Origin of the sequence: Lactiplantibacillus sp. 7.2.4, assembly GCF_018991185.1 — a bacterium.
Taxonomy (GTDB): Bacteria; Bacillota; Bacilli; order Lactobacillales; family Lactobacillaceae; genus Lactiplantibacillus; species Lactiplantibacillus pentosus.
Genome location: NZ_JAGYGS010000052.1, coordinates 1 through 22,628 on the forward strand (window position 1 = coordinate 1; position 22,628 = coordinate 22,628).

Consider the following 22,628-nt stretch of genomic DNA (forward strand, 5'->3'; position numbering starts at 1 on the left):
TAAGGCGCATTAGAATCGCCTCGTTTTCGCGACTCGGTAAGGTGCTAGCGCGGTTTTAATTATGTTAGGTAGTCCCAGTTCAAACGATTGAGAAACGCCGCCTTCTGACCGTGATGCTTCGCCTTCTGTTCCTTGCTCGTTGTACATGATAATGGCAAGCCGTTTTGCCTGAATTAGAATCGGTATCGAGAGTGAAGACCGAGTATAATCCAAGCACGTTTGAACAGCGTCATCAAAGATGTCATCAACCACCGCAGCATCCGGCGTGTCTTTCTCAACACCTAATCGCGTATATAGTCTTGTCAATTGTCCCGCCTTATCTGGTGGGCTTGGTTTAGCCATACGATCATCCTCTATTCTTCGTCGTCTGTTTCTAACTGAGCATTATCGGCAGTTTTCTCGTCCTTCTGCTTATCAAGACAAACAAAAAGCTCATCATTGAACGCGTCTTGCGTAATGCTGAGCTCATCACCTTTTTTATACCGAGTATCTTTATACCGAATTGGGTAATCTTTAACGCGAACCTTCATTATCAATCACCTCTAGGCTAAAACCTGAGCTTGAAATACCTCATCCGCCGCGGCAAACGCTGGAAGCGCAACTGCTGAGGCTTTTTCCCAAGTCCCAATTGGATCATTAGTTTCGGTATAAATCATATCGTAAACATTACCCACAGCGTTAATTTGCGCTGGGCCACTGAATTGTGCTAACTCTTCTGGAGTTGGTCCAAACACTTTATTACCAATCGGGTCATCGTTCATTAAGACAAGTCGATTTTCTGGGAAGTAACGACTCTTGGTAATCTTGCCATCTTTTCCGACTTGGGTATATTTTTGATCATAAGTCCGAAAAATTGGTAAACCTTGTGCCTGCATGAAGGTGTCAAAGTCGGCTTGTCCAAGTGCCCGAGTAGAGTTACCATACACGGCTTGTAGAACTTTGGTATTAGTCGTAATCAATCGATAAATCTTCCGACTAGTTAGCGCCCGGGTTGGTGTAATATCCATCTTATCGCACCAGCGCGTAATATCACCAAGGATATCCGCGTCGCCGTTATCCCATGTAGCAGCTCCAGTCAAAGCTTCCTGATGTTCAGTCGGAACTTGATAATCAAGTTGGACAGCAAGTTTACCACTTTCATCTGGCAAAATAGTCTTACCTGTTGCTAAAACGTCCATAGCGGTCTTTTCAATTCGTGCTAAAACGCCTTGATTGAGCACATCAAAGTCGTTATAAACGTGTTGTTGCAAGTAGCTAGCTTCTGCAGGCGTCCGCGGATTGAGCATCGCATACAAATCTTTTTCTTTAATCTGCATCTTGCGCTTAATCAAAGCCAGTTCGATGGCAGCGCCCGAGGCAGACCGACTGCCAATTTCAGCTTCACTATCAAAAGCCGCATAGGATGCAATCACTGGAATTCGATTTTGACGTTTCAAGATATCAACAGTTAGTGAGTTGACTTTGATTGCTGGGAATAGTTCATCACCTTGCATCGCTGGATACTGCCGATTCAATGAAAAATCGATTAAATCATGTTGCGTGAATAAATCTGAAATTTGAGCCATTTGTTTTCTCCTCCTTTAATTAGGCTTGTGATACGGCGGCGTCCGTATCAGTGAAATTAATCTTCTTTAATGCCGTGATAGCCTCAGCTGTTGGCGCCACTGGTAAGCGTTGGCCAAATAAATAGCCTTCAACAATCACGCCAACCATTTGAGGGCCACGTGTAACGTCCACTTCGTTAATCGTGATTCCTTCCGCCTTAGCGTCATTAGTTGGATAAATCGTGCCGGCTGGAATAACTTTATGTCCAAAAGCATCCGTCTTCACCGCGTAACTGGTGTCATCAATTTGCCGTGAGAATGATACGAACTTTTCAGATGCCATGAAATTCTTTTGTTCTACTGTTCCTTTATCAAATACATAAGCCATAATCTAGTACCTCCCTATTTTGTCGCCCATAAACTGGACTTTGCTGGCTTTTGCGAGTTATTTAATTTTTCAGCTGCTGTTGCACCTTCAGATTTATTTGCGGATGTATTAGCACCCGGTAATGTGGTCCCGCTGCTTGCGATTCGCTTATCAATTGCTTGCTGTAAACTCTCTGTAAATGCCTTGCTGATTGCAGTGTAAGCCGCTTCAATGCCTTTATCATCTGCTAAAACATCATCACCAAAAGCCGCAATCAGTGCTGTCGGCAAATCGTCTGCACCCAGTCGAGCCGTCACTTTGGCTTTATTTTCAACAATAGTTCCATGACGCTGTGATTCAGCAAGTTGCTTGGTTAATTGGTCTTTATCATAGTTGGCCTTTTCCAAGTCAGTCATCTTGTCGTAATCTTTTTGCTGCTGGGCTTCACTAGCCTGTTTTTCATCATGTGTTTTAATTGCCGAAGCAATCAGCTTATCAACACTTGATTGCCAGTCCTTTTCACTAGCAAACGATTTAAACGGCGTATCTGCCTGATTGTCTTGGTCAGAGTCGTCATTGTTGCTATTTTGATTGGCGTCGGTTGTGTTAGGCGTGCTATCAGCCGTCTGATTGCCACCTTCATCTCCGCCAGTTCCATTACCACCGTCAGCAAACATCTGTAAATCCATCTTTAGTTTAAGTAGCTTCTTCATAATTGAATTCCTCCACGTCCACGAATTTCCGATAACTCAGACCACAAAAAAAGCACCCCGTGCATTACTCTGAGAGTCCCACACATTGTGCTAAATTGACCGTGGCGTAATTATCAGGCCCACGCATGCTATTTAGTTTGAGTAGTTTAATGACATGCTCAGGTCAAATTAAAAACCTCACAGATCTTTATCCGAATGATAACTAGTAGCTCTTTGCTTAAACACACTAACCCCATAATCACCATGCTTCATCACTAAAGCTCTTTTCCAGTCAGCATATATAGCATCAGGCTTTAATTTAATTAGCTTACCATCAACTGGATCGTTAGCTGTGCGTGGTAACATGTACTTACTGTCAGCGCGATAGAGGATAGCTACAGTCCTGCAATTAGGATGTAACGGTGGGTAATTAACGCCCACGCTAGCCTGATCAACTTCATAGACATTACCATCAATATCCCGACAAATTGTTGACGTACGCATATCAAGTACCGCAACCAATTGATATTGCTTAACACCTCGTCGTTTCCACTCGTCAAGCTTTACTTTGTTATGGAAGTAGTTGGCCTCCGTCCGAATTAATCGACGTGTATTAAAAGCGTTGGTACCAAACTCTTTCATTAGCGCTTGTCTCATATCACGCTCACGCATGCCACTCATTTGTTGTGCCGTGAATAGCTCGCTCAGACGCTCTGCTAACTTATCAGTATTATGCCAAATCCGTTGAGAATAGTTCTTGCCTTCAAACGGTGTATCAAGTGCAGCTTTAACATATTTTCCAGACACCTCTTTAAAGCGATCTAAGCTTTCGTCTGACTGAGTTGGGACTTCCACTATCTTACCCGTTTCAGGATTATAAATAGTTCTAGTGCTATTCTGTGGCTTGCTAGGTGTACTTGGTAACACAACGTCCCTATCAAAGCCGCCTATAATACTCTCGTTAGTTGCCTGATCAAGTGCTTCTTGAATTACCTTGGTATAAAGGTCCGTGGACTTCTCAATCTCAACAGATGCCGCTTGTTTCACCGCAATGTAGCTCTTAGCCTTGAGCTCTTCCAATCTGGTAATACGGCCCTTAGCTGCCATCTGTGATAAGTAGTTAGTCACTTGCTTCTTTGACTCCTTATCACTGACATTATCAGCCAGGGCCCGTAACGTTACTAACTCAGTCGGACTAACATTGGTGTTTAGAATCTGTTGTGCCTCGGCCTCCGTCGCTTTACCGTCCGTAAAATATCGTTTGTATATCTGTGATATCTCGCCAGTCAAATAGTTCTGAGCACGCATGTACGCCCTTGCAATGATAGTCGCTTGTTTGGTTGCAGCATCATGTGATTTCTGTTCGCTCTGAACGGCTCGCAGTTGCCAGTAACTTAACTTGCGTTTGTCATCCGCCACTCCTACACCTCCGAGCTTATAAAATCAAATACAGCAAAATTAAAATGCCTGTAATTGGCTTCCATCCAAGCGAAACTAATCCAAGCATTTTAATTATCACGATCACAAATACACCAATCGTTTTAATAATTTTATTCAATTCTGAGTTAATTGCCCTTCACCACCACTTGCAAATTCTGAGGATATTGTGCTGAAATATCTTGTAGTCCGTGTAATAAGGTCTCACACAGAACTTTGTTATCAGCACTGGGCTCAATCAATCCAATAAACAAGCCACCATTTTCGTTAACAGTGGCGTTAGATAGCTCATTAGTGATGGCTTGGCCAAGCACCGAAACAGCAGCACAAACTAGGTCATGGCCCTTAATAGCACTATTCGCGTGGCCCGTTATCTGATAACTCACTACCTGCTTTTTGTTTAATTGAAACGTTGCCAGAATCATCCGCAGTTACCTCCTCGTTATCTGTGGCGGGCTCGCCGCTCATAGCTTTCTGCTGTAGCTTGAGTGCTTTCTCCTTTTCCTGATCCAACATCTTAATTAGCTCTTGTGGGTCATTTGTCCCAGGCAACCACCCGAGTGATACCAATTGCGGGATGACACCTTCAGCATTCTTGATATTGCTAATGATATCCGCCATGTTGACTGGAATATCAGGAACAATATTAATTGTCGCTCCGGAGGCATCTACTGACTGGCCTTTAAACGCTAAAATGTTCTGCATCAGTTGTAGACGCTGGCGAATTCCACGTGTTAAGTATCGCTGCTTAGTCGCCAACAATTGGAGTAAGCCGAACAGTTTGTACTTCATTGCTTCGCCGCTAATCGTCCCAGCAAAATTTTCGTCGTTCATGTTAGGGACGTAAGACGTTTGATGAATGTCATCCTTAATCGACTTAACAAGTACTTGTAACTGTGATTCGTCAAAGCTCTTAGTCAACCATTCAACGCTAGCACCCTGGTCGCCTTTACCAGGCGCTTCTAGAATACCGTCCTTCAAGTTAGCTCCTTCACCGTCCTCGCCCTCATCTAGGGTAAAGCCATAGACTACCAGCAAGGCATCTACGAAGTTCTTTTTATCGGTGATACGGTCTGACTGTAATTCGTTATAGGCATTGATTAGGCTAATCGTTTGCTCAAAATCACCTTGACGCTCTTCGTTATTACGATACTCAATAAGTGGGACACCATTAAAATAATGTTGAATGGCCTTAGGTTTGCTTGCCAAATTAGCATCTGATAGCACTCGTCCTGTCTTGGTTCGATACTGAATAATCCAGTGGGCCGTATAGACAGTAATCAAATAACCCTTAGCATTACCAAGCAGGTCCTTCTTTTCCACGTAGTAAATACCAAACAGAGGATTTTTATCCAACGTGTCATCCGTTACCAGCACACAGCCGCGCGGATCAATTTTTTCAATTGCCAACTCGGTAGTTGCGTCTGACACCTTTTTGATGTATAGCAGCTCATAGGCACACCCAAACACGCTTAAATCTTTCTCCATCTCCGTATTATGCGAATCAATATCCATTTGGTTCTGAGCATCCTTAATAGCTTTAATATCCTTACCGTTCGCCGGTGAAATGGATATCGGATTACCAGTTGTAAAGCCGGTAATCATGTCAGTAATGTATTTGGCGTGGTTCGTCATTACCTTTTCATCTGCACGATCCAACTTAGTCGCCATCTCAAGATTTCGGCTTAAGATGTGCTGATTACCCTCATAGTAGTGTTCCAGCATGTTATAACGGTCAATACGTTGCTGTTGTTGATTGATAGCATAGTTAATTACATCAAAGCTAGGGTTTTCAATATTGCCAGCCAATTCACGGTCAATCGCAACGTTGGACCCGCGCTTCTTGTTCAAATCATACTGCATCCGCTCACCTCCTATCCTCTTAATCCCTTTGGCTTCTTAATTGTCCGTGCCTTGAGCCGTTCATGTGTGTTATAGACGGCATACCGTAACGCGTCCATCACGTCATCGTTGAGCTTGACGGGTAAGCCCGTAGCCTCGTCCCAGACATACTGGTAGATTTCATCTAAGAAGGCATCAATCGCTTCTTTGATAACAAAAAAGTGGCCTTGCTTCATGCACTTAGCCACCGACTCGATTCCTGATAAAACCGATTTTTTAGCATTGAACGCCTTGAGCCCTTCACGTTGGAAGCGTGCAACGTGTTCGGGTCTCGCGCTATCAGCCCAAAACTTAACATTTCGGCCATAGCGACGCTGAATATCTTTTGCAATCTCTACCCAGTAATCAATCTCTTCAAACTGACGTGTATGTTCTTCAATCAAATAAGTATTGCCAACTCGATCATCAGCCATTACAACAATCGTTCCTTTATGTTCATAGCCCCAGTCGACTCCTGCATAGTAGGTTAAGTCTGCTGGCAATTGAGCCCGTGGAATAATCATTTCGTCCTTATTAAAATCTTTATACACCATACCTTCACCAGATACCCATAGACCGAGTATTGCACGGTCGTAAAACATTCCGGACGGCGTACCCGCTTTTTGATGTTCAACGTATTGTGGGGGCAAAAAGGTATTATCATCGATTGTAAAATGGAAACTAACGATTCCTGCTTTAGGATCATCGTTATCAATATAGCTGGCTTTCAAGTAGTGAGTCGGAACGTCTGGGTTCGTATCGCAAATAATTCGCGCACCTTGTGCTGAGCACCGATTAAGGATTTCATTGAATACCTCTTCATTAGCAAGGCTAGCTTCGTTAATATACGCCCCAAACGAGGTCATCCCACGAATGGCACCCAGCCCTGCAATGGACCCGGTAAACGTCTGCACAATCTTCACGCCAAACAGTGTGAAAGAGTTATGTTTGTCAAATTGAAAGTTAATGTCATATTTATTCGTCAGTTCCTGTAATACGTTGTTTTGTAGCGACTTGCTTGAATACCCCGCTAAAATGTACATTGGTTCCTTGACCCCTAATTTGTCAGCAACCTGACGAACACGCCGCAGTTCCATCAAGAAGGCGTCATTATCAACGACAGTTTTACCAGACCGAACAGCACCATAGTTTATCAGTAGTCGCCAGTCCGTCCGCCGCAAGGTTTTCAGCACTTGAACTTGTTTCGACGTATATAGCTCACTAATTGCCATCGCTATCACCACCTAGGACGTCATCCAATTTATCCAGATATTCAGAAACTTTTGCTTCAGTACTATCGGTTGAGGCATTCATAATGCGAGCTTTAGCCTCCGCAATATCCGCGTCAGCTTTAAGCTTGCGAATCTGTTGTTCAACAAGCTTATTGTTATCCGGATAACGCTTCAGTATTTCCTTAGTAGCGCTTATCCGTGTTTTCAAATCAGCTTCTTTGTGCTTCTCGTACACACCGTCAGCAGTGCCAATATAAACCGTTTCTTTAGTTTCGCCTCTAGCGATACTAGTAAGCAACTCAACGGCTTCTGTGGCGTCCATAATACGCTTGGAAGCTATCTCGGCCATTCGCTCATCGATGTAAGATTTAATTCCAACATTTTCCAACAATTTGCTAGATTGTGCCTTTGCATAGTTGCGCGAATAACCAGCTTCAATAGCAGCTTGATAAGCATTTCCAGACTTGATATACTCATCGGCAAACTTTTGCTGTTTGGGCGTTAACTTTCGTGTCATTACATACCACCACACCTCCGTCTAATTGGAATTAGTCATCGTTATTCGACTACGACCCAGTCATCAGCTAGCATATCAGTTTGACTAGCTAACCATGGAACTCGATCCATAGGTGCATTCGGATTGTTCGTGCGTAGCCCAGTCGTGTCAATATAAATGAAATCGTGAGTCATAACCTCATTAAAACGATTATTGGGAGTGTTCAAAGATTCTCCCTTTTTCAATTTAATGAAGATGCCTTTGCCGTTCCAGCCTTTACGTGCAACACAATTACCTCGTTTTAATTCTTCAAGCGCTTCTCCAAAATTCATAATTGCTTCCTCCTTATTTTTATCCAAACTAAAAGCGCCATGCTGTTTAGCACGACGCTTATCCTTGTACCACTTATCTAGCCGGGAATCAGCCTGCACCCATTCAGGTGGCTCGTACCCATATTTGCTGTGAACCATTACTGCCATGACATCACTCCTAAATTTATGTATCAAAAAAGCCCGGTTCCGACCCCGGGCTTTGACTAATAGACAACGCCAGCGGTGAGAGGAGCGCTCTCACTCTCCCTAATGTCCGCTGGCAATATTCCTGGCTGGCATCGAACCAGCGACCTCCCAATTATAAGTTGGGCGCTCTGCCACTGAGCTACGGGAATATGAGCTAACCGGGGCTTGAATCCGGCTAGCAACTACTGAGAAGGCATGAAGGCTATCACCTCCAATCCTATCTACTTATGTTGGTTACCACAGCGCACCTGTTCCTGCAGGCAATCTGGTGGTCGTTTGATTGCGCGTCTTATGTAGGTGCCGTCCAGTTTTCCGCACTGAACAGCAAGCAAGTAAGCATAGGTTATTGTTGATTCAAATATTCACGCACTATCATTGCGTACTTACTTGCTTAATGGCGGCGGTAGGAATCGAACCTACTCACCCAATGGGATCGGTTTTACAGACCGACACAGCTCTCCATCTCTGACGCACCGCCGTGACGATAGGCTAACAAGCTGGGGTGGCTTACCTATCTATCGATAATACTAATTTACTCCCCTTTTTGACTTATTTACCGGAATCAACACGGAAACTTGTCGGAATTTACTCGGAATTTTGTCGGAGTAAATTCAGTCCTCGTCGTAGTGAGCAATAATCTCTGGATCATACTTTTTAACGATCAGGTCTTCCACGCCATCCGGATATATCTCAGCGAACATTAACTGGGCTTGTTTCAAATACTTATTAAATGTTTTGTCGGAGATATTCAGGCTAATCATGCACTTAGTTTTCGAATACCGTTTAACATAGAGCAGCATTAATAGCTCTGAATATTTCTCCGTTTCTTCATCAATTGTAACAGCTTCAATGACCTTGACAACTAAATTAGCCATAAAATCATCGTTAGCTTTACTAACTTGCTTGTCTTCAATATGGTTGCCATAGCTAGGACTTTTAGGCATTCCGTCCATTGCTGGACTTTGCAGGTTGAAATTAACCCTGCGAGCTCGTAGTCGCCATTTCCAATAGTCTTTTAGCACCCGTTCCGCATTAGCAATTGTTCGTTCTTCATCAACGTCCTTAAAAATGCTCTCCATCATGCCACCCCTTGTTTTGACTGTGCTATAATTAATTTTGTAGGTATCAATCGTAGCGCGGTCAGCAATGGCAGCGCTTTTTATATGTTATACTGGCAACGGCCATTCGAGTGGCCCTATGACTGGTCGCCTTAGTAGGCGGCTTTTTGTTTACTCTCGCGATCACTCAACTCCATAATGTCAGCAATGAAGTCCTGACCAATTTGTGCCTGTTGCTCAGTTGTCAGTGCCACGCTCTAAACTTAATCATCGTCGCCATCCCCTTGCGAATAATCAGTGCCCATATAAGGTTCGTCTAAATGTTCCATCTCAAACAAGGCAATTATAATCCCGTCTTTTGTTTTCGTGTCGTCTTCTTCTTGGCATCCGATAGCATCATTTATTAATCGCCTACGTAGCTCTTTCATTTCATCACTCATTTTCAATCCTCCTGAAGCTGCTTAATAGCACCTACCCAAGCACCTTTCATGTCAGTGCTTCTGGATACCGACTCAGTTAAATCCATTTTCAACCGCCGATTTTTAGGCGTGTTCTTGAAACTAGATACCACATACCAAGCTTGAAATACATTTAACCAAAATACTTTTTCAGTTTGACCGGATTCAGTTTTTACATAATCAATTTTTACAGGGGCAATTGTTTCCAAATAAGACATATTGCGCTTGATATTCTTTTTAATGCTGACTAATGAGTTATCACTTCTAGAAGCTAGTTGAGTGCTTGAAATGTCATTTTCCATATCTAATCCCCCTTGTCATTCGGGTCAACGTCATACCAGCCCTTAGCGCACATCAATTTCCAGCGATAATCATCGCTCTTGATCACATGATTTAAGTGCTCACAACGCTTGAAGGCGTCACCATAACGCTTATAAATCTTGGGATAGTTTTTCATAATTTCGCCTTAAAAAGTCAAGACGACCATGTAGGCCACCACGGTCTTACGGCCTAATTTAAGTGCTAAATCAGTCATTACTTCACGTCCTCCGTTCGGTTTAATCCTTTGGTCACAATTTCAAGCGCTTCTTGCGGTGAGCGGGCAACGTCGTAAATCACGGGATCACGTGCAATCTCTTTGGCGAAATATTCTTGTGCCGGGCGCCGCTTGCCTGTTTTCGTCTTAACCTCGATAAAGAACATCTTGCCGTCTGACTTGCGGTAACCGCATACATCAGGGAAACCAGCCTGTGGGCCTGCGCTGAACATCCGGCCGTCCTCCATCTTCACTTTACCAACGTTGATCCGCCAAACATGATGTCCCGCCATTGCCAGTTCCTCGATAATTCCGCGCTGAATCATTTGTTCTGGTCCTGGTCCATGTTTAGTATGCCTAGAGTCTTTACGTGGTTTAGCATGGCGGTATTTAGGTTCTGCTCCATTTGGGTACTTGATTGTCATACTTTCGGCACCCGGCTGATGTAGTAGCCACAGACAATGCCATTTGAGTAGCTTGCTTGCCTTATCGATCTAGCTGGGGCGCCGATCTTATCACCTAGCAAATCAACTGTTTGTCCAGTAATAATTTCGTTGGGATTGTCGTACTTCTCAGCCCGCCAGTACTCGTTCCGCAACGGCAAACTGTACTTGTGTACGAGATAGCTCACTCGCTTGGTAATATAGCCAGTTTCGTCTGCCATCGCTCTAATCGTGTGTTTGCCGGCACGATGAGCATGGCGAATCTCTTTAATTTGCTCTCGTTCCTCGGTCTCAGGGTTCGGTCGCATGCTTTCCAAGTAGGCTTTATCATCCCACGGCTGAGCCTGCTCGGGCTCAATGACTACTGGAAACGGCCATTGCCCGCGCCGGTACTTTGACAGTACCAAGCGATGTAGCTCTGGCTCACTACCAGTCGCAAGCACTTTATGCTCTTGATCAATTGTCTTAACTGCGTACATCTGGAATACCTCCTTATTCCTTTGAAACCAGTTTGTTTAGGCGCTCAGCCAGCTCTTTGCGTTGAGCATCGGTCATTGGATTACTTGGCTTTGGCTTAAAATCCGCCTGAGAAGCGTCGTTTTGCGCCCACTTTGGCATAATTTCCTTACGGTGCGGCTTCGAATAACCACCCGGTTTATTAGCATTAGCCAACCGTTTATCGTGATCAGCGGTTGCTTGTTTAGCCTGTGCCAATGTCGTAATCTTTCGTTGCTGCCAACCCTTGATCACTGCACGCAAATATTTCAAAGCTCCCCGCGACTGTACATCGTGTTCACCAGCAATTTGAATGGCGTAAGCCACCAATTCAGGTTTAAGTGCCGCGAGCCATTCATCAATTTCGGGACGAGCAACTCCGTTCGGAAATCCCCACAGGTTGGTCCAATCGTTAATGACCTGCTCGCGTGTCACGCCCGCGTCATCATCATAAGAGTCAGTATCAGTCAAGTCAGGGTCAGTACTAGTAAGTTCTTTATGTTCTACTGGTTGACCTCCACCTTGCCCAACCAGTTGGCCTACTTTATCTAAACCAGTTGACCTACTTTTATGACTTGTAGTTGGGTTACTGGTTGGGTAACCAGCTGACCTACTATATAAATTAATAATGTAATATTCAGGTGGTTTCACATTTTTCTTGCCTCTAACGTATTTAATTAGTCCTAGTTGCACTAATGAGTTGCGTGCTTTATCGAGGCCGGGTTCGGATAGTCCTGTCAGACTGAGTAATGCCGAATTTTTCATGCGAAACTGAACGTCCAACTTGCCTTCGTCGTTCGCATAGTCTAGTAACTCGCGATACAGATTATTTTGGCCGTTAGAGACACTCGCTTCATACATTTTAAAATTACGGTACGCTCGTCGTTGTTTGAAGTAATCCAAATTCGTCCCTCCTTTACTAATGGGCCTTTCACCCGTTCGGTGTATTCAGTCACTGCTGCATTCAAGCCAATTCGAATGTTTATTTCTTATCAAATGCCGCTAGCAACCCTTGTAACTGGCTCTTAGCATCCTCTGCTTGTGCTACTGTTAGATTCTTCCAATCGTCGTCAGTCCCTTTCCAATCAGGGACAATTTGTTGAATAACCTCATTAGTCACCGATAATGGTGTGCCATTCTTGGTTTTGGCAGCCAGCTCACCGGCAAGGTTAGCAATCTCACTTGTCTGCTTTGAACTAGCAATGATGGTGGTAGGATCAAAATCTTCATTCGCTTTATCGTCTGCTACAGGCTGTTGCTTGCCAGCTAGTAATAATTTAGCAGCAGTCTTAAATTCAGGTTTCTGTGCATTCTCAGCTAGCCATTCAATATAGCCACGATTCTCATTCATGACATCTCCCATGCTCTTGCCTTTGTTTTTGCCAAAATTAAGTTTCAAATTAAAGGCTTCATCATAAGTCATGGTTTCGTTATTCTCACGTTGATTAAAGTTCTGCATATCTTCAACATCTTGCGTGAAGACATTTGATAGACTAGCGATGGTCAGTGTGGCATCAACTTGAGCTCGCTTTTTTGCCATCTTCAATACCGTGTTTTTCATTGAAAAGCCATCACGAGAAACGTACTTACTCTCTTTTGTATTTGCCGACCCTAATCCCTCAGTTAACTGCATACCGCTCTTGTATAGCACGCACTTGACGGTGTAGTCGAAATAACCCGACTCGTAGTCCTCAACTTTATCGATAACGTTGTATTCGCTGGTCACGCCCATCAACATTTGAATTTTTTCGGCACCCGGTTTAAGGAGCGTCGGCTTCTGTGTACCAGGGACGACCCCAAAATCTTGACCATCTTTTAGTTGATGTTGAACCATAGTTTGGAAATTAGAGATAGCCTGTAGTTCGCTAGCCATCTTGTTTTGATCAGTACCCATGATTAGGGATAGACTGTTCGTTTGATTTTCTGCTTTCGCGATTGCTTCACTCATATTGGTTCCTCCTAGTATTTAAACGTGACCTTCTCAGTTGCCGGTTTTTCAGTAATACCAGCGATAATCTCGCCATCTTCCATGACAAACTTGTCACCAACCATGCGACCAGCTTTTTTTAAATCGACTTTATCAATAGATTCCTTGACCTTGATATATTGGCTCATGCCCTGATTACGAAGCGAGTTTAAAACCATCTTTTCGTCATACGCCAACCCAGCCGGGTTCTTACGAGTTGATACACGGCCATTAGGGGTATCGATTTTGAATTTCTTATCGACTAACCGTTGATCACGTAAATAGTCGGTCAGTAACCCTTCGAAGTCCTCGCGGTTGGCTTGGTTCTTATCAAGCTCCCGGTCGCGCCATGCAATTGCCTGGTCAATATTGTTCTTCGCAACTTGACCAATTTCATCATCATGCGCTTGGATAGCCTTGAGCTTCTTTAACGCCCAGTCAGCTTTCTCCAATGAGTCAATTTTGAAGCCTTCGTTTTCACGTTCCGTCACCGTTCTAAGTTCTTCTTTTAACATTGCGTCCATAATTGAAACCTCCTGTTTATTTAATAATCAGCAATGACGCCACTTTCAATCAGCTCTTCCTCAGTAGGCACATCATCACGCCAACCTTCTGCAGCTTCTTCTTGGTCAATTAACCAACTATCGTAGCCGTTCATTTCGTCCACCTCCGTATTAACGTGACCAACCATTGTCTTAGTGACTGTTTCGGAGTACACTAGAACTCGAAAATAAATTTATTAAGCGTCTTAGCTGCGCGGGTACTTCCAATACTCGAGCAGCTTTTTTCGTACTCGAATTTAGGCTTTGGCGATGCTTTGCGTACTTCCAATTCGTTCAACCTCCTTAAACGTGTTAAAAAGACTATCTAACTCCTGAATCGTGATCTGTTTGTAAAGCACGTTTCCGATCCGGAATGTGAACTTCATCGTCTTCATCTCCTTAAATTCCAAACCAACTAGCAACTTCATGACGTTTGAACCACAATGCAGTTAACGCGCAGCCTACTAATGCTCCTTCAATCATTGCGATGCCTCCTATCCATTTTTCCGATTAACTTTATCGATGACTTCTTGCAATTTATCCATCGAGATGCCAGCATACTCAGCTTTCTTAGCTAAATCAGTTATCTCGGCGCTAATCTCTTCAGCGTATTCACGTGGATAACGTTCAATGACTAGCTGCTGCGCTGGTGTCCGATCGTTTGGATTAATTGCAATAGCATTCTCAAACTCAGCTTCCATTGCCTCTCGTTCTTGCTGCTCTTTCTTCTGACGCATTAGGGCTGAGAACATATCACCCTTTAGACGCCTGTCATTCTGGAATGACAGCACTCCGAAATTCTCGCGAGCACCAGAATAGCTAAGCCAAAAATCGTTAATTACATTTGCTAACGACTTCCTGATTTGTGGATCAGTGCTTCTTGATCCACTCTTCAACCGGGACAATTGTCCGGGAGAAACATGCGTCCTATCTGCAATCTGCTGCTGTGTTGATTCTTTATGCCTGTCCAACGCTAATGATAATTGCTCTGAGAATTTGTTTTTCATACCTACACCTCTGTATTTTGGAAAGGGCTTTAGGTAGCCTTTCCGTGTAATTCACTTATAATTCAGTTAGTCGGGATGGCTTAATAGATAATCCATCATATCGGCAGCAGGGATATGCCAGCCGTTATGGGTATTCACATAATCAATGAAGCCACCCTGTTCAACATCCAAATCATGGCGATGCTTGATTAAGTATCGCGAAGCTCGTTCGGTTGATTTAGTTCCGTATTTATACTTGGCCAAATCTTTAAGCTTCCAAGTACGAATACCACGTTGTGCTTGCTTCCAGGCTTGGAACCTCTCATATTCTTCTTCGCTAATGAATTGGAAGCCCTTTGGAGCCTCATGCCGAACCAATATCGTATCTGACATGTTCGCACCTCCTAATATGAAACTGACATAAGTTGGCTAGCTTGCTCGTTATACTCGGCCGTTACCGCCCGAAATTCAGCATCTAGTGCTTTATCGCTTAGTGCCTCAAACACTACTCTTGGTGTTTCTGGTTTAACCTTTGCTAGTGCATTAATTAAAGTAGTTCGTGATAGATGTGTCATTTTGTTTCCTCCGTTCTTTGAAAATTAAATATTTGCTTTTAGTAACTCAAATATTCGACGCGCTTCATCAATGTTGCTCTCGTTAATTTGATATACGTTAGACACACCTAAATGGAATCTAATGATCGTTTTAACTGCGTCTGACAATGAATAAGCTTTTGGGTTCTTACCGTACTTCTCGTTGACAAATTTCGAAATATCGTTTTTAAGCTCCATCCAGGCAGTGTTTCTTGCTTTGACTGGTGCTAGGCTTTTGGCGGCAATAGCTGCGTTTACCTCTGATTGGACCATTTCGTGCAATTGTTCTTGTGTGACTTCCATTACTTGGCCACCTCCTTTGGTTCTAATAAGTCATCCACAGTTACACCCATTGCTTTTGCAAGTAAATTTAGTGTTACAGCATCAGGATGCTTTGTTCGGTTCTCAAGAGTATTTACAGTACTCTGTGATACGCCCGCAGCATCAGCTAGCTTTGCTTGTGTCCAGCCAAGCTTGGAACGAATTTTTTTAATTTCTGAGCCAATCATGTTTTCATCTCCTTAGAGTTAACGCATTTGCGTAACTATGCTTTTATTATAACGCCATTGCGTAAATTGTCAACGCAGCGGCGTAACTTTTTTAAATGAATTTGTTTTACGATTAACGCAAACACGTTTGGAGGATCTTTTATGACTGAATCAGAATTAATAATTCAACGCTTGTATGATCTTATGCGCGAGCGTAATTTAACCGTTAATCGTTTGGCCACGTTAGCAGGAGTTACTCAATCAACAGTGAGTTCTTTCATTTACCGGCAGAGTGTTCCAAAAGTAGATCTATTGCATTCACTTTGTTCTGCTCTCGGCATCAGCGTCCATGACTTCTTCGACTTTCCGCCTTACAACGAGGTGGAGAAATAATTTGTCTTATTTGAAAGGAGGTGAACATAATGCCAGAAAAATCTGATAAAGAAATCGCAGCAGAACTAACTATTGCAATGCTCAATCACAATGCTAGTCTCCATACCGGTGTCGTAGGTCAAGGCCAAGGCAGAAGTATGTCAAGTGTTGTAAACGGCAATATTGTTGGCGACAATTACGCTTATCTACTTAAGGTAGTTCAGGGAGCAATTGATCCCTTGAAGAAGTCTGATGAATAACTAATTGAACATCATATTTCTCTTGAAGAGTTGCTATTTGCGGTAGCAACTCTTTTACTTGTTCAATGTTTTGCATCTCCGCTTCAACTTTCAGAACGGGCTTATCTTGTTTCATTTTGGCATCTCCTTTCACTACCCCTGCGATATAATGATTGCAAGGAGGTGATATTAATGAATAACTATTTAGTAACTTTTAATCCAGAAAAAGATCTAAACTCTGAATTTGCAGTGACCATTCGAACAACTTTAGAGAATCTATCTCCAGATAAATGGGTTCAAATATTTCCCTTTCAGATTGCAATTCAATCAGAACTAACAATCACTGAACTGAAACAAGAACTTAGTAAGATAGAAAAATCACAACGTGTTTCAATTGTTCGCTTTGATGCATGGTCTACTAACGAAGAACGCAGTAGCCAGTTCCTTTCTGAATACGGATATTAGTTGCTACATCTCTTTACGTATTCACCATAATGTTTTACAAACTCTTCTTTTGATACCGGGGCAGCTTTAAAAGCAATCCCTGGGAAAATATCATGGCTTACTTCTTTGCGCTCAAGACTACTTGCGATAGTTTTGAGCGTTTTATTAAGTTCGTGTAACTCGACTAACAATTGTGTTACTTGTTTTTGTTTCATTTTGCCGCCTCCTTTGGTTTTGTATAACTTTTGTCAACATTAGGAATAAAAAAAATATCCGTCACTTCAACTCCCAGCTTGTCAGCAATCTTTTTGGCTGTCCTTTTACCAACTGGTTTCTTCCCATTGATAATTGAAGACATATAACTAGGGCCAATGTTAACACGGCTTGACAATGATTTCTGAGTATATCCATGCCATGCCAATAAAACATCGATTTTCTTTTTGCCAACTACATATAGCTGAACCATCCGATTACCTCCTTTCTTAACTTACATTTATATAATACCATTCGTAAAACTTTTGTCAACGATTTTTATATAAAAGTTTTACAAATCATTTAAGTATTTTCGACTTTTGTTATACTAAAATCATTAGGAGGACTGATATGAATGGATTCAATAACACCGGAAGAGTTCGGAAACTCATTGAAAGAGATTCGTCTGCGGAAACATTTTTCATTGCGACAAGTCTCACAACAATCTAAAACCGATAGTAAACCTGCAATTTCACCATCTTATTGGTCACTTGTTGAACGTGGAGAAAGGAACATACCTAAAGTAGATACTTTGGTTCGCATGGCTAAAGGGCTGAGAATTACGCGAGAAGAAATTCTTAATCTTGCTGGCCTATCTTCTGCAAACAACAGCATAAACAGTGAATCCTCTGATAATAAAAAACATTACTATGATCTAACTGAAAAAGATGAAAAAAGTATCGATAAGGAACTTGAAGATATGATGAACGGGCTCGACTCCAAACATTCTTTATCATTTTTCCAAAATGGACAAGAGCTATCTGATCAGGACAAAGAACTGCTCAAAGCGTCCATGCGTCAAACATTAGAATTATCCAAACAATTAGCAAAAAGGAAGTTCACTCCCAAAAAGTATCGTAATGGAGAGGAATAATAGGAGCTGGTTATATGGAACGGTGGATTGAAGAAGATATTGACCACTTAACCAACAAGTTTGGGATTCAAAGTGCTTTTGATTTGGCGCGTGACTTGGGTATTAACGTGCAATTCAATAACCTTGGCAACAATATTTACGGCTACAATAACAACTCACATCGAATCCCAATGATTGTCATTAACAACACAATTGATGAACGAACTCAAGATGGTGTTTGCTATCATGAAATTTTTCATACACGGCATCACAAAGGATTTAATACGCAGTTTTTTGCGGTAAATACGACAAGCTTTCTATCCGATGGTAATGAAACTGAGGCTAATAAGTTTATGCTGGCCATGTTGAAAGATGAATATGGTTGGAGCAAACAAGAAGATGTTTTAGACTTCTTAGATTTTTTCAAGTTACCACACGAACTGGCTTCACTGATCTAAAAGTGCTGACCAGATAGGAAGTCATTAAAAGCTAGGGGGTTAGAATTTAATAATCATGGGGATTTCTATTTGGGGAAATATTAATTTGGAGAAATTACAATGAAAAGAATGATTGCAATCGGTATGACTATATTAAGTGTTGGGATGTTCTCTGCCTGCTCGACCAATTCTAACTCGCCAAAGAGTTCAAACAGTAGCAGCCACTCAAAATCTAATACAGCTCAGCATTACAAGTATTACGCCAAGGGAAAAACATTCTATGGCCCTAAAGGTACACTAAAAATTAATAAGTTAATTGGCTATACCCTAGATAATAATCACTACTTCATTTTAGATATTACCTATAAAAACACTACTAAAAAAGAAGTCGATGCCAGTGACATTATGACGCCCAATATAGAAGCACGGCAACTAAACAAAGATAAGTCTCAAAAAATCAATCTGAATGGGAGCAACTCGGCTTCCCAATACTATAGAGACAACAACAACATCGATGATTACAACAAATTCAACGAAATAACTGACAGTGCGTCTAACTCTTTAATGCCTGAAAAGGAACTACACACTTTACAGGAATTTTCATATAAGTTGAATAATAACGAAAATGATATTGAACTTAGTTTAAGCGATCCAGATGCAACATCAGATGACACTGTTAATCCTAAAAAGAACAAAATTACAATTGATATTAATTCAATTCAAGACAACTCACTTAATTTGAATGACTACAGTACCAACTAGTCTTCACCATCGGTATTGTGGTAAAACATTTTATAAAAATAACATTGTAATTGTTGAACGAAGGTGATCAATATTTTTACCGCTAAAAACATTCTAAAAACTGCAAGTAACGTATCGGGAGCCATATCAATTGCATCCATTGGTATACTAGGAACAAGCTACCATAAAACAGGCCTACTCAGTCTTATTATCTTCATCCCTCTAACGATTATTTTGTGGCTGTTGGCTGCAAATGTTGATACAAAAAAACAATTAGGTAAGCTACAACAGGAGCTCACTGAAGAAAAAAATGCACAGAACGCAGTAAATGTAAATCTCAGTGGGTTAAAAGAAGAAAATAAAAAACTGATGGAAACGATTCGTGGACTTGAAAACACAATCAGTATATTAGAACAGATGAAACAGTTTTATGAAACTCTTCTAAATAGCTACACGCTCAGTGAAACACTAAATCAGGAGGAACAAAATGCAATCAAAAAAATTCAGAATCATAAAGATTATTGATTCAACTCATATTCTAATAAATGGCGGTATTTCAGATGACGTTACAGTAGGCCAACGTTTTCAGATATCTGGAAACGACGGCGAAGATGTAAAAGATGAAAATGGCACAGTTATTGGCAAACTTGTCACAAAAAAAGCTATTGTAGAAGTTACTACTGTGCAAGATAAATTTGCGATTTGTGAACCTATTGCAAAGGACTTTCTGGCAGGACCCGTAGCAGGAAACTACAGATCCCCTCTTAAAGTGAATTTAAACCAAATATCTGGTGGATTAAGCATTGACGATGAACCGATTAATATTGGTGACAGCGCATTGCTTCTTCCATGATTAACATAATCCATTCTTAAATGCTTGCTGAATCAAAAATGACATCCTGTCATCATCTGAGTACATGTTTGTAGCATCTAAGTAACATTTTCGGTTAGTCCAACTAGGATTATTGGCTTTATTGATTACCGCTAAAAAATTAATTGTCTCAAAGTAGTTCAAAGATTTTACTATGCTAACTAGATTCGTACCGTCAGAAGAATATTTTTTTATCTCACTTTTATTAAACATATGCTTTCTCTCCTGTCATCAACTTTTTCAGTACAATTATAAAACATACGTTTGTATTTTACTATTCTCATCGTCTACACTAAAAAAAGCGCATCCCCTCCCGCCGAGAAGATGGATGTGCTTTCACGCGAGCGTAGTTCAACGGTAGAACAGTACTCCTATGAATTGCTAACTAGATACTTTCAGATGTAGGTTCGACTCCTGCCGCTCGCATTAAAATAAAGAAAGAAGGCATACTATGCATCAAGATATTTCAAGGTACGAACTAATAGAAGATATTATCAGTGACTTAACAGTCTTTGTAAAATCTGACGCCATTCTCTACCTATCAAAAGATAGCTATTCCGAAGCAGAATACGACCGTATGCTTAAAGGAATTAAAGACGATTTGGTGGCACGCTTCAAGCAAGGAGAGGAATAGTAAAATTTTGCCAGTCAAGCCAATTGAATCATTTCAGTTGGCATCTTGCGAGCGTAGTTCAACGGTAGAATGGTTCCTTTAATTCAAATATAGCCTACCTTCCAATGCAGGTTCGACTCCTGCCGCTCGCATTTAAATTTTCATTGGACCTTTAGCTCAGTTGGTTAGAGCAGACGGCTCATAACCGTCCGGTCGTTGGTTCGAGCCCAACAAGGTCCATTTCACGCGAGTGTAGTTCAACGGTAGAACAATTATTTGCACACTTCTCATAGGTCTCACATCCTATATTGATGCAGGTTCGACTCCTGCCGCTCGCATTAAAATAAAGAAAGAAGGCATACTATGCATCAAGATATTTCAAGGTACGAACTAATAGAAGATATTATCAGTGACTTAACAGTCTTTGTAAAATCTGACGCCATTCTCTACCTATCAAAAGATAGCTATTCCGAAGCAGAATACGACCGTATGCTTAAAGGAATTAAAAACGATTTGGTGACACGCTTCAAGCAAGGAGAGGAATAGTAAAATTTTGCCAGTCAAGCCAATTGAATCATTTCAGTTGGCATCTTGCGAGCGTAGTTCAGCGGTAGAACATTATTCCAAGTCTTGAAGCCCATTCTTTCTTGGAGTACTATGCAGGTCCAACTCCTGCTGCTCGCGTTGTAACAAAAAAGTACATCCCACCGGTCAAAGTTTGAGATGTGCAAAGAATAGAAGATGATTATTTATCGATCAGAAGCCATGGAATTTCAGTTATATTCTTAGCGCGATAATAACTCCACTAATAGCGATTGGTGCAACATGGAAATACGGTGCCTACACATCAATAATCGCGGGGCTAATAGTTACTGCTCTTTGGGGCTGGGCGTTATATGGTAACTGTAAATATGTGTACGGACGATTACGAGGACACACAGATACTATAGAAGAAAAGTACAAAACAGCTAAAGAGAAAGCTGATAAGTTTGACGATTTATTGACAGAGCAAATAAAATTATCTATAAAACAAGAAAATGCTCCAATCAGCTCACACTTAAAGTCAACACCAGATGTGTCTAAAGACCACACTCAGTCCCAAATCGAATAGATTTTTCTAGTTCATAAATAAGTCTATTTTTATCACTGTGAAAGCGAATGTAATCCATCGTATCAGACCGTGACCAATCTGGATGTTGTGATATTAATAGTGTTAACAACAAATTACATCTCTGTGAACTACTTAGACTTGATACAAAGAAGACAATTTTTAACATTTTAAAACCTCCTATAATTTAGAAAGCTGGCCATATAGTGATCAATAAGCATGTAGAAAAAATAAATTATCTGTATAGTACTGACAAAACTGGTAAACCAATAGCAAGATATGGGGTGTCTAATTTTCCTGTATCAAACAAATTTATTTTACAATCCTTGCTATTTGATTTTGACATTAATAAGACATACAAGATATGCATTTCTATAAAGAACAGCAGTGATATAGTCCTAGTAAACACTAAAAACAATTATAAACTTGACAAAAATTCTTTAAGTAATGTTAGCTTTACTAACAAGGAGCATACGAGAGCAAGCACTGTTATAAAAATTACTACTCCTATAGTAAACTTGGTGGCCGAAGATATATACGAGTTTATAATATCTGTTAACGATCAAGAAGGCAATTTACTAGACAGTAAGGAAACCTATGCTGCAATTCAAAAAAACAGATAATTATTAAGCAACAAATTTAAGTCATGTATCTCCTAACTAATTGTTTAGTATACATCGAACGGTTGTTTGCCACAAACCAAAAAGCACATTCCCTCCCGCCAAGAAGATGGATGTACTTCATGCGAGTATAGTTCAACGGTAGAATGGTTCCTTTAATTCAAATATAGCCTACCTTCCAATGCAGGTTCGACTCCTGCCGCTCGCTTTATGATAAGTACTGTCTTTACTTAACACATATCTATAAAGCATGAGTAGAATATACAAGGTTAAAGGAGGAATACGAAATTGAGTCAAATCACTGTACCACCACAAGTTGAATTTAACAGAGATACTATTGAATATAT

General features: G+C 41.4%; 39 protein-coding genes and 7 tRNA genes. 16 read left to right on the top strand and 30 right to left on the bottom strand.

What is annotated here, in order from left to right:
• Nucleotides 1–9 precede the first annotated feature (9 nt).
• The 27 genes from KGF70_RS13035 to KGF70_RS13160 all read right to left on the bottom strand — a co-directional run bounded on the left by KGF70_RS13035 (nt 10) and on the right by KGF70_RS13160 (nt 15,752).
• Nucleotides 10–342, bottom strand: coding sequence for a phage head-tail connector protein (locus KGF70_RS13035; protein ID WP_216786456.1), 333 nt, complete (start codon nt 340–342; stop codon nt 10–12).
• 11 nt (nt 343–353) lie between these two features.
• Nucleotides 354–530, bottom strand: coding sequence for a hypothetical protein (locus KGF70_RS13040; protein ID WP_003642820.1), 177 nt, complete (start codon nt 528–530; stop codon nt 354–356).
• Nucleotides 531–542: 12 nt separating this feature from the next.
• Nucleotides 543–1,565 (bottom strand): major capsid protein, encoded by a 1,023-nt coding sequence (locus tag KGF70_RS13045; protein ID WP_003642819.1) that lies wholly within the window; start codon nt 1,563–1,565, stop codon nt 543–545.
• 19 nt (nt 1,566–1,584) lie between these two features.
• Nucleotides 1,585–1,932, bottom strand: a complete 348-nt coding sequence (locus KGF70_RS13050; RefSeq protein ID WP_216786457.1) for a hypothetical protein — start codon at nt 1,930–1,932, stop codon at nt 1,585–1,587.
• A 14-nt stretch (nt 1,933–1,946) separates the two neighbouring features.
• Nucleotides 1,947–2,624 carry a DUF4355 domain-containing protein gene (locus tag KGF70_RS13055; RefSeq protein ID WP_122211803.1) on the bottom strand — a complete coding sequence of 226 codons (678 nt, stop codon included), beginning with the start codon at nt 2,622–2,624 and terminating at the stop codon, nt 1,947–1,949.
• A 177-nt stretch (nt 2,625–2,801) separates the two neighbouring features.
• A complete protein-coding gene (locus KGF70_RS17645) occupies nt 2,802–4,022 on the bottom strand; it encodes a minor capsid protein (RefSeq protein WP_367889997.1) in 1,221 nt (406 codons plus the stop codon).
• 146 nt (nt 4,023–4,168) lie between these two features.
• A complete protein-coding gene (locus KGF70_RS13065; protein WP_236720755.1) occupies nt 4,169–4,426 on the bottom strand; it encodes a ribosomal-processing cysteine protease Prp in 258 nt (85 codons plus the stop codon).
• The gene (locus tag KGF70_RS13070; protein WP_216786458.1) at nt 4,395–5,903 is read right to left on the bottom strand and encodes a phage portal protein; all 1,509 of its coding nucleotides are present in this window, start codon (nt 5,901–5,903) and stop codon (nt 4,395–4,397) included. Before KGF70_RS13070 ends, KGF70_RS13065 begins: the two co-directional genes overlap by 32 nt.
• Nucleotides 5,904–5,914: 11 nt before the next feature.
• The gene (locus KGF70_RS13075; protein ID WP_216786459.1) at nt 5,915–7,153 is read right to left on the bottom strand and encodes a PBSX family phage terminase large subunit; all 1,239 of its coding nucleotides are present in this window, start codon (nt 7,151–7,153) and stop codon (nt 5,915–5,917) included.
• Complete coding sequence (locus tag KGF70_RS13080; protein WP_024002530.1) at nt 7,143–7,670, bottom strand: terminase small subunit; 528 nt, start codon at nt 7,668–7,670, stop codon at nt 7,143–7,145. Before KGF70_RS13080 ends, KGF70_RS13075 begins: the two co-directional genes overlap by 11 nt.
• A 41-nt stretch (nt 7,671–7,711) precedes the next feature.
• Entirely contained in the window at nt 7,712–7,981 is a 270-nt protein-coding gene (locus tag KGF70_RS17385; protein WP_021732633.1) for a DUF2829 domain-containing protein, read from the bottom strand.
• A 263-nt stretch (nt 7,982–8,244) separates the two neighbouring features.
• A tRNA-Ile gene (locus tag KGF70_RS13090) sits at nt 8,245–8,316 on the bottom strand.
• 246 nt (nt 8,317–8,562) lie between these two features.
• Nucleotides 8,563–8,645: transfer RNA gene (locus KGF70_RS13095), tRNA-Tyr, on the bottom strand.
• Nucleotides 8,646–8,778: 133 nt separating this feature from the next.
• The gene (locus KGF70_RS13100) at nt 8,779–9,246 is read right to left on the bottom strand and encodes an ArpU family phage packaging/lysis transcriptional regulator (RefSeq protein WP_253955622.1); all 468 of its coding nucleotides are present in this window, start codon (nt 9,244–9,246) and stop codon (nt 8,779–8,781) included.
• Between the two features lie 242 nt (nt 9,247–9,488).
• Entirely contained in the window at nt 9,489–9,665 is a 177-nt protein-coding gene (locus KGF70_RS13105) for a hypothetical protein (protein WP_209042025.1), read from the bottom strand.
• A gap of 2 nt (nt 9,666–9,667) precedes the next feature.
• A complete protein-coding gene (locus tag KGF70_RS13110) occupies nt 9,668–9,985 on the bottom strand; it encodes a hypothetical protein (protein ID WP_216769372.1) in 318 nt (105 codons plus the stop codon).
• 2 nt (nt 9,986–9,987) lie between these two features.
• Complete coding sequence (locus KGF70_RS13115; RefSeq protein ID WP_253954886.1) at nt 9,988–10,140, bottom strand: hypothetical protein; 153 nt, start codon at nt 10,138–10,140, stop codon at nt 9,988–9,990.
• 77 nt (nt 10,141–10,217) lie between these two features.
• A complete protein-coding gene (locus KGF70_RS13120) occupies nt 10,218–10,643 on the bottom strand; it encodes a VRR-NUC domain-containing protein (protein WP_253954887.1) in 426 nt (141 codons plus the stop codon).
• A complete protein-coding gene (locus KGF70_RS13125; RefSeq protein ID WP_161324212.1) occupies nt 10,640–11,140 on the bottom strand; it encodes a hypothetical protein in 501 nt (166 codons plus the stop codon). The genes KGF70_RS13120 and KGF70_RS13125 overlap by 4 nt, the downstream gene beginning before the upstream one ends.
• A 13-nt stretch (nt 11,141–11,153) precedes the next feature.
• Nucleotides 11,154–12,059: a DnaD domain protein gene (locus KGF70_RS13130; protein WP_253954888.1), complete on the bottom strand. Its 906-nt coding sequence runs from the start codon at nt 12,057–12,059 to the stop codon at nt 11,154–11,156.
• Nucleotides 12,060–12,138: 79 nt separating this feature from the next.
• Nucleotides 12,139–13,104, bottom strand: a complete 966-nt coding sequence (locus tag KGF70_RS13135) for a hypothetical protein (protein ID WP_216769374.1) — start codon at nt 13,102–13,104, stop codon at nt 12,139–12,141.
• An 11-nt stretch (nt 13,105–13,115) separates the two neighbouring features.
• Nucleotides 13,116–13,646, bottom strand: coding sequence for a host-nuclease inhibitor Gam family protein (locus KGF70_RS13140; RefSeq protein WP_216769376.1), 531 nt, complete (start codon nt 13,644–13,646; stop codon nt 13,116–13,118).
• A 275-nt stretch (nt 13,647–13,921) separates the two neighbouring features.
• Nucleotides 13,922–14,050, bottom strand: coding sequence for a hypothetical protein (locus KGF70_RS17650; protein ID WP_258985816.1), 129 nt, complete (start codon nt 14,048–14,050; stop codon nt 13,922–13,924).
• A gap of 108 nt (nt 14,051–14,158) precedes the next feature.
• Nucleotides 14,159–14,671 (bottom strand): helix-turn-helix transcriptional regulator, encoded by a 513-nt coding sequence (locus KGF70_RS13145; protein ID WP_160248354.1) that lies wholly within the window; start codon nt 14,669–14,671, stop codon nt 14,159–14,161.
• A 66-nt stretch (nt 14,672–14,737) separates the two neighbouring features.
• The gene (locus KGF70_RS13150; RefSeq protein WP_216769377.1) at nt 14,738–15,043 is read right to left on the bottom strand and encodes a DUF771 domain-containing protein; all 306 of its coding nucleotides are present in this window, start codon (nt 15,041–15,043) and stop codon (nt 14,738–14,740) included.
• A 206-nt stretch (nt 15,044–15,249) separates the two neighbouring features.
• Nucleotides 15,250–15,546, bottom strand: coding sequence for a hypothetical protein (locus KGF70_RS13155; protein ID WP_003642791.1), 297 nt, complete (start codon nt 15,544–15,546; stop codon nt 15,250–15,252).
• Nucleotides 15,546–15,752 carry a helix-turn-helix transcriptional regulator gene (locus tag KGF70_RS13160; protein WP_003642790.1) on the bottom strand — a complete coding sequence of 69 codons (207 nt, stop codon included), beginning with the start codon at nt 15,750–15,752 and terminating at the stop codon, nt 15,546–15,548. Before KGF70_RS13160 ends, KGF70_RS13155 begins: the two co-directional genes overlap by 1 nt.
• Nucleotides 15,753–15,893: 141 nt before the next feature.
• Here KGF70_RS13160 and KGF70_RS13165 point away from each other — a divergent pair, with 141 nt between their 5' ends.
• The 3 genes from KGF70_RS13165 (at nt 15,894) to KGF70_RS13175 (ending at nt 16,807) form a co-directional block, all read left to right on the top strand.
• Nucleotides 15,894–16,124, top strand: a complete 231-nt coding sequence (locus tag KGF70_RS13165) for a helix-turn-helix domain-containing protein (protein ID WP_003642789.1) — start codon at nt 15,894–15,896, stop codon at nt 16,122–16,124.
• Nucleotides 16,125–16,153: 29 nt separating this feature from the next.
• Complete coding sequence (locus KGF70_RS13170) at nt 16,154–16,363, top strand: hypothetical protein (protein WP_063485772.1); 210 nt, start codon at nt 16,154–16,156, stop codon at nt 16,361–16,363.
• A gap of 171 nt (nt 16,364–16,534) precedes the next feature.
• Entirely contained in the window at nt 16,535–16,807 is a 273-nt protein-coding gene (locus KGF70_RS13175) for a hypothetical protein (RefSeq protein ID WP_046811054.1), read from the top strand.
• Here KGF70_RS13175 and KGF70_RS13180 read toward each other — a convergent pair.
• Both KGF70_RS13180 and KGF70_RS13185 read right to left on the bottom strand, forming a co-directional pair.
• On the bottom strand, nt 16,804–17,001 hold the full coding sequence (locus KGF70_RS13180; RefSeq protein ID WP_046811055.1) for a hypothetical protein: 198 nt from the start codon (nt 16,999–17,001) through the stop codon (nt 16,804–16,806). The genes KGF70_RS13175 and KGF70_RS13180 overlap by 4 nt on opposite strands.
• Entirely contained in the window at nt 16,998–17,252 is a 255-nt protein-coding gene (locus tag KGF70_RS13185) for a helix-turn-helix transcriptional regulator (protein WP_033608054.1), read from the bottom strand. The genes KGF70_RS13180 and KGF70_RS13185 overlap by 4 nt, the downstream gene beginning before the upstream one ends.
• 141 nt (nt 17,253–17,393) lie before the next feature.
• On the opposite strand from KGF70_RS13185, the gene KGF70_RS13190 reads away from it, so the two are divergent.
• The 5 genes from KGF70_RS13190 (at nt 17,394) to KGF70_RS13210 (ending at nt 19,922) form a co-directional block, all read left to right on the top strand.
• On the top strand, nt 17,394–17,912 hold the full coding sequence (locus KGF70_RS13190; RefSeq protein ID WP_063204180.1) for a helix-turn-helix domain-containing protein: 519 nt from the start codon (nt 17,394–17,396) through the stop codon (nt 17,910–17,912).
• A gap of 14 nt (nt 17,913–17,926) precedes the next feature.
• A complete protein-coding gene (locus KGF70_RS13195; RefSeq protein WP_216769379.1) occupies nt 17,927–18,349 on the top strand; it encodes an ImmA/IrrE family metallo-endopeptidase in 423 nt (140 codons plus the stop codon).
• Nucleotides 18,350–18,448: 99 nt separating this feature from the next.
• Entirely contained in the window at nt 18,449–19,090 is a 642-nt protein-coding gene (locus KGF70_RS13200) for a hypothetical protein (protein WP_210847563.1), read from the top strand.
• Nucleotides 19,091–19,153: 63 nt separating this feature from the next.
• Nucleotides 19,154–19,594 carry a hypothetical protein gene (locus tag KGF70_RS13205; RefSeq protein WP_216769381.1) on the top strand — a complete coding sequence of 147 codons (441 nt, stop codon included), beginning with the start codon at nt 19,154–19,156 and terminating at the stop codon, nt 19,592–19,594.
• Nucleotides 19,557–19,922 carry a hypothetical protein gene (locus KGF70_RS13210; RefSeq protein WP_046811061.1) on the top strand — a complete coding sequence of 122 codons (366 nt, stop codon included), beginning with the start codon at nt 19,557–19,559 and terminating at the stop codon, nt 19,920–19,922. The genes KGF70_RS13205 and KGF70_RS13210 overlap by 38 nt, the downstream gene beginning before the upstream one ends.
• Here the strand turns inward: KGF70_RS13210 and KGF70_RS13215 are convergent, their stop codons facing one another.
• Complete coding sequence (locus KGF70_RS13215; RefSeq protein ID WP_046811062.1) at nt 19,923–20,153, bottom strand: hypothetical protein; 231 nt, start codon at nt 20,151–20,153, stop codon at nt 19,923–19,925.
• Nucleotides 20,154–20,391: 238 nt separating this feature from the next.
• Between KGF70_RS13215 and KGF70_RS13220 the strand changes: the two genes are divergently transcribed.
• The 8 genes from KGF70_RS13220 to KGF70_RS13255 all read left to right on the top strand — a co-directional run bounded on the left by KGF70_RS13220 (nt 20,392) and on the right by KGF70_RS13255 (nt 22,489).
• On the top strand, nt 20,392–20,574 hold the full coding sequence (locus KGF70_RS13220; protein WP_053566833.1) for a hypothetical protein: 183 nt from the start codon (nt 20,392–20,394) through the stop codon (nt 20,572–20,574).
• 47 nt (nt 20,575–20,621) lie between these two features.
• Nucleotides 20,622–20,705: transfer RNA gene (locus tag KGF70_RS13225), tRNA-OTHER, on the top strand.
• A 14-nt stretch (nt 20,706–20,719) separates the two neighbouring features.
• Nucleotides 20,720–20,793, top strand: a tRNA-Ile gene (locus KGF70_RS13230).
• A 6-nt stretch (nt 20,794–20,799) separates the two neighbouring features.
• Nucleotides 20,800–20,891, top strand: a tRNA-OTHER gene (locus KGF70_RS13235).
• A gap of 25 nt (nt 20,892–20,916) precedes the next feature.
• Nucleotides 20,917–21,099: a hypothetical protein gene (locus KGF70_RS13240; protein ID WP_216769382.1), complete on the top strand. Its 183-nt coding sequence runs from the start codon at nt 20,917–20,919 to the stop codon at nt 21,097–21,099.
• Nucleotides 21,100–21,146: 47 nt separating this feature from the next.
• Nucleotides 21,147–21,237, top strand: a tRNA-OTHER gene (locus KGF70_RS13245).
• A gap of 630 nt (nt 21,238–21,867) precedes the next feature.
• Nucleotides 21,868–22,284: a hypothetical protein gene (locus KGF70_RS13250; protein WP_065674807.1), complete on the top strand. Its 417-nt coding sequence runs from the start codon at nt 21,868–21,870 to the stop codon at nt 22,282–22,284.
• A gap of 121 nt (nt 22,285–22,405) precedes the next feature.
• A tRNA-OTHER gene (locus KGF70_RS13255) sits at nt 22,406–22,489 on the top strand.
• The last annotated feature ends 139 nt before the right edge of the window (nt 22,490–22,628 follow it).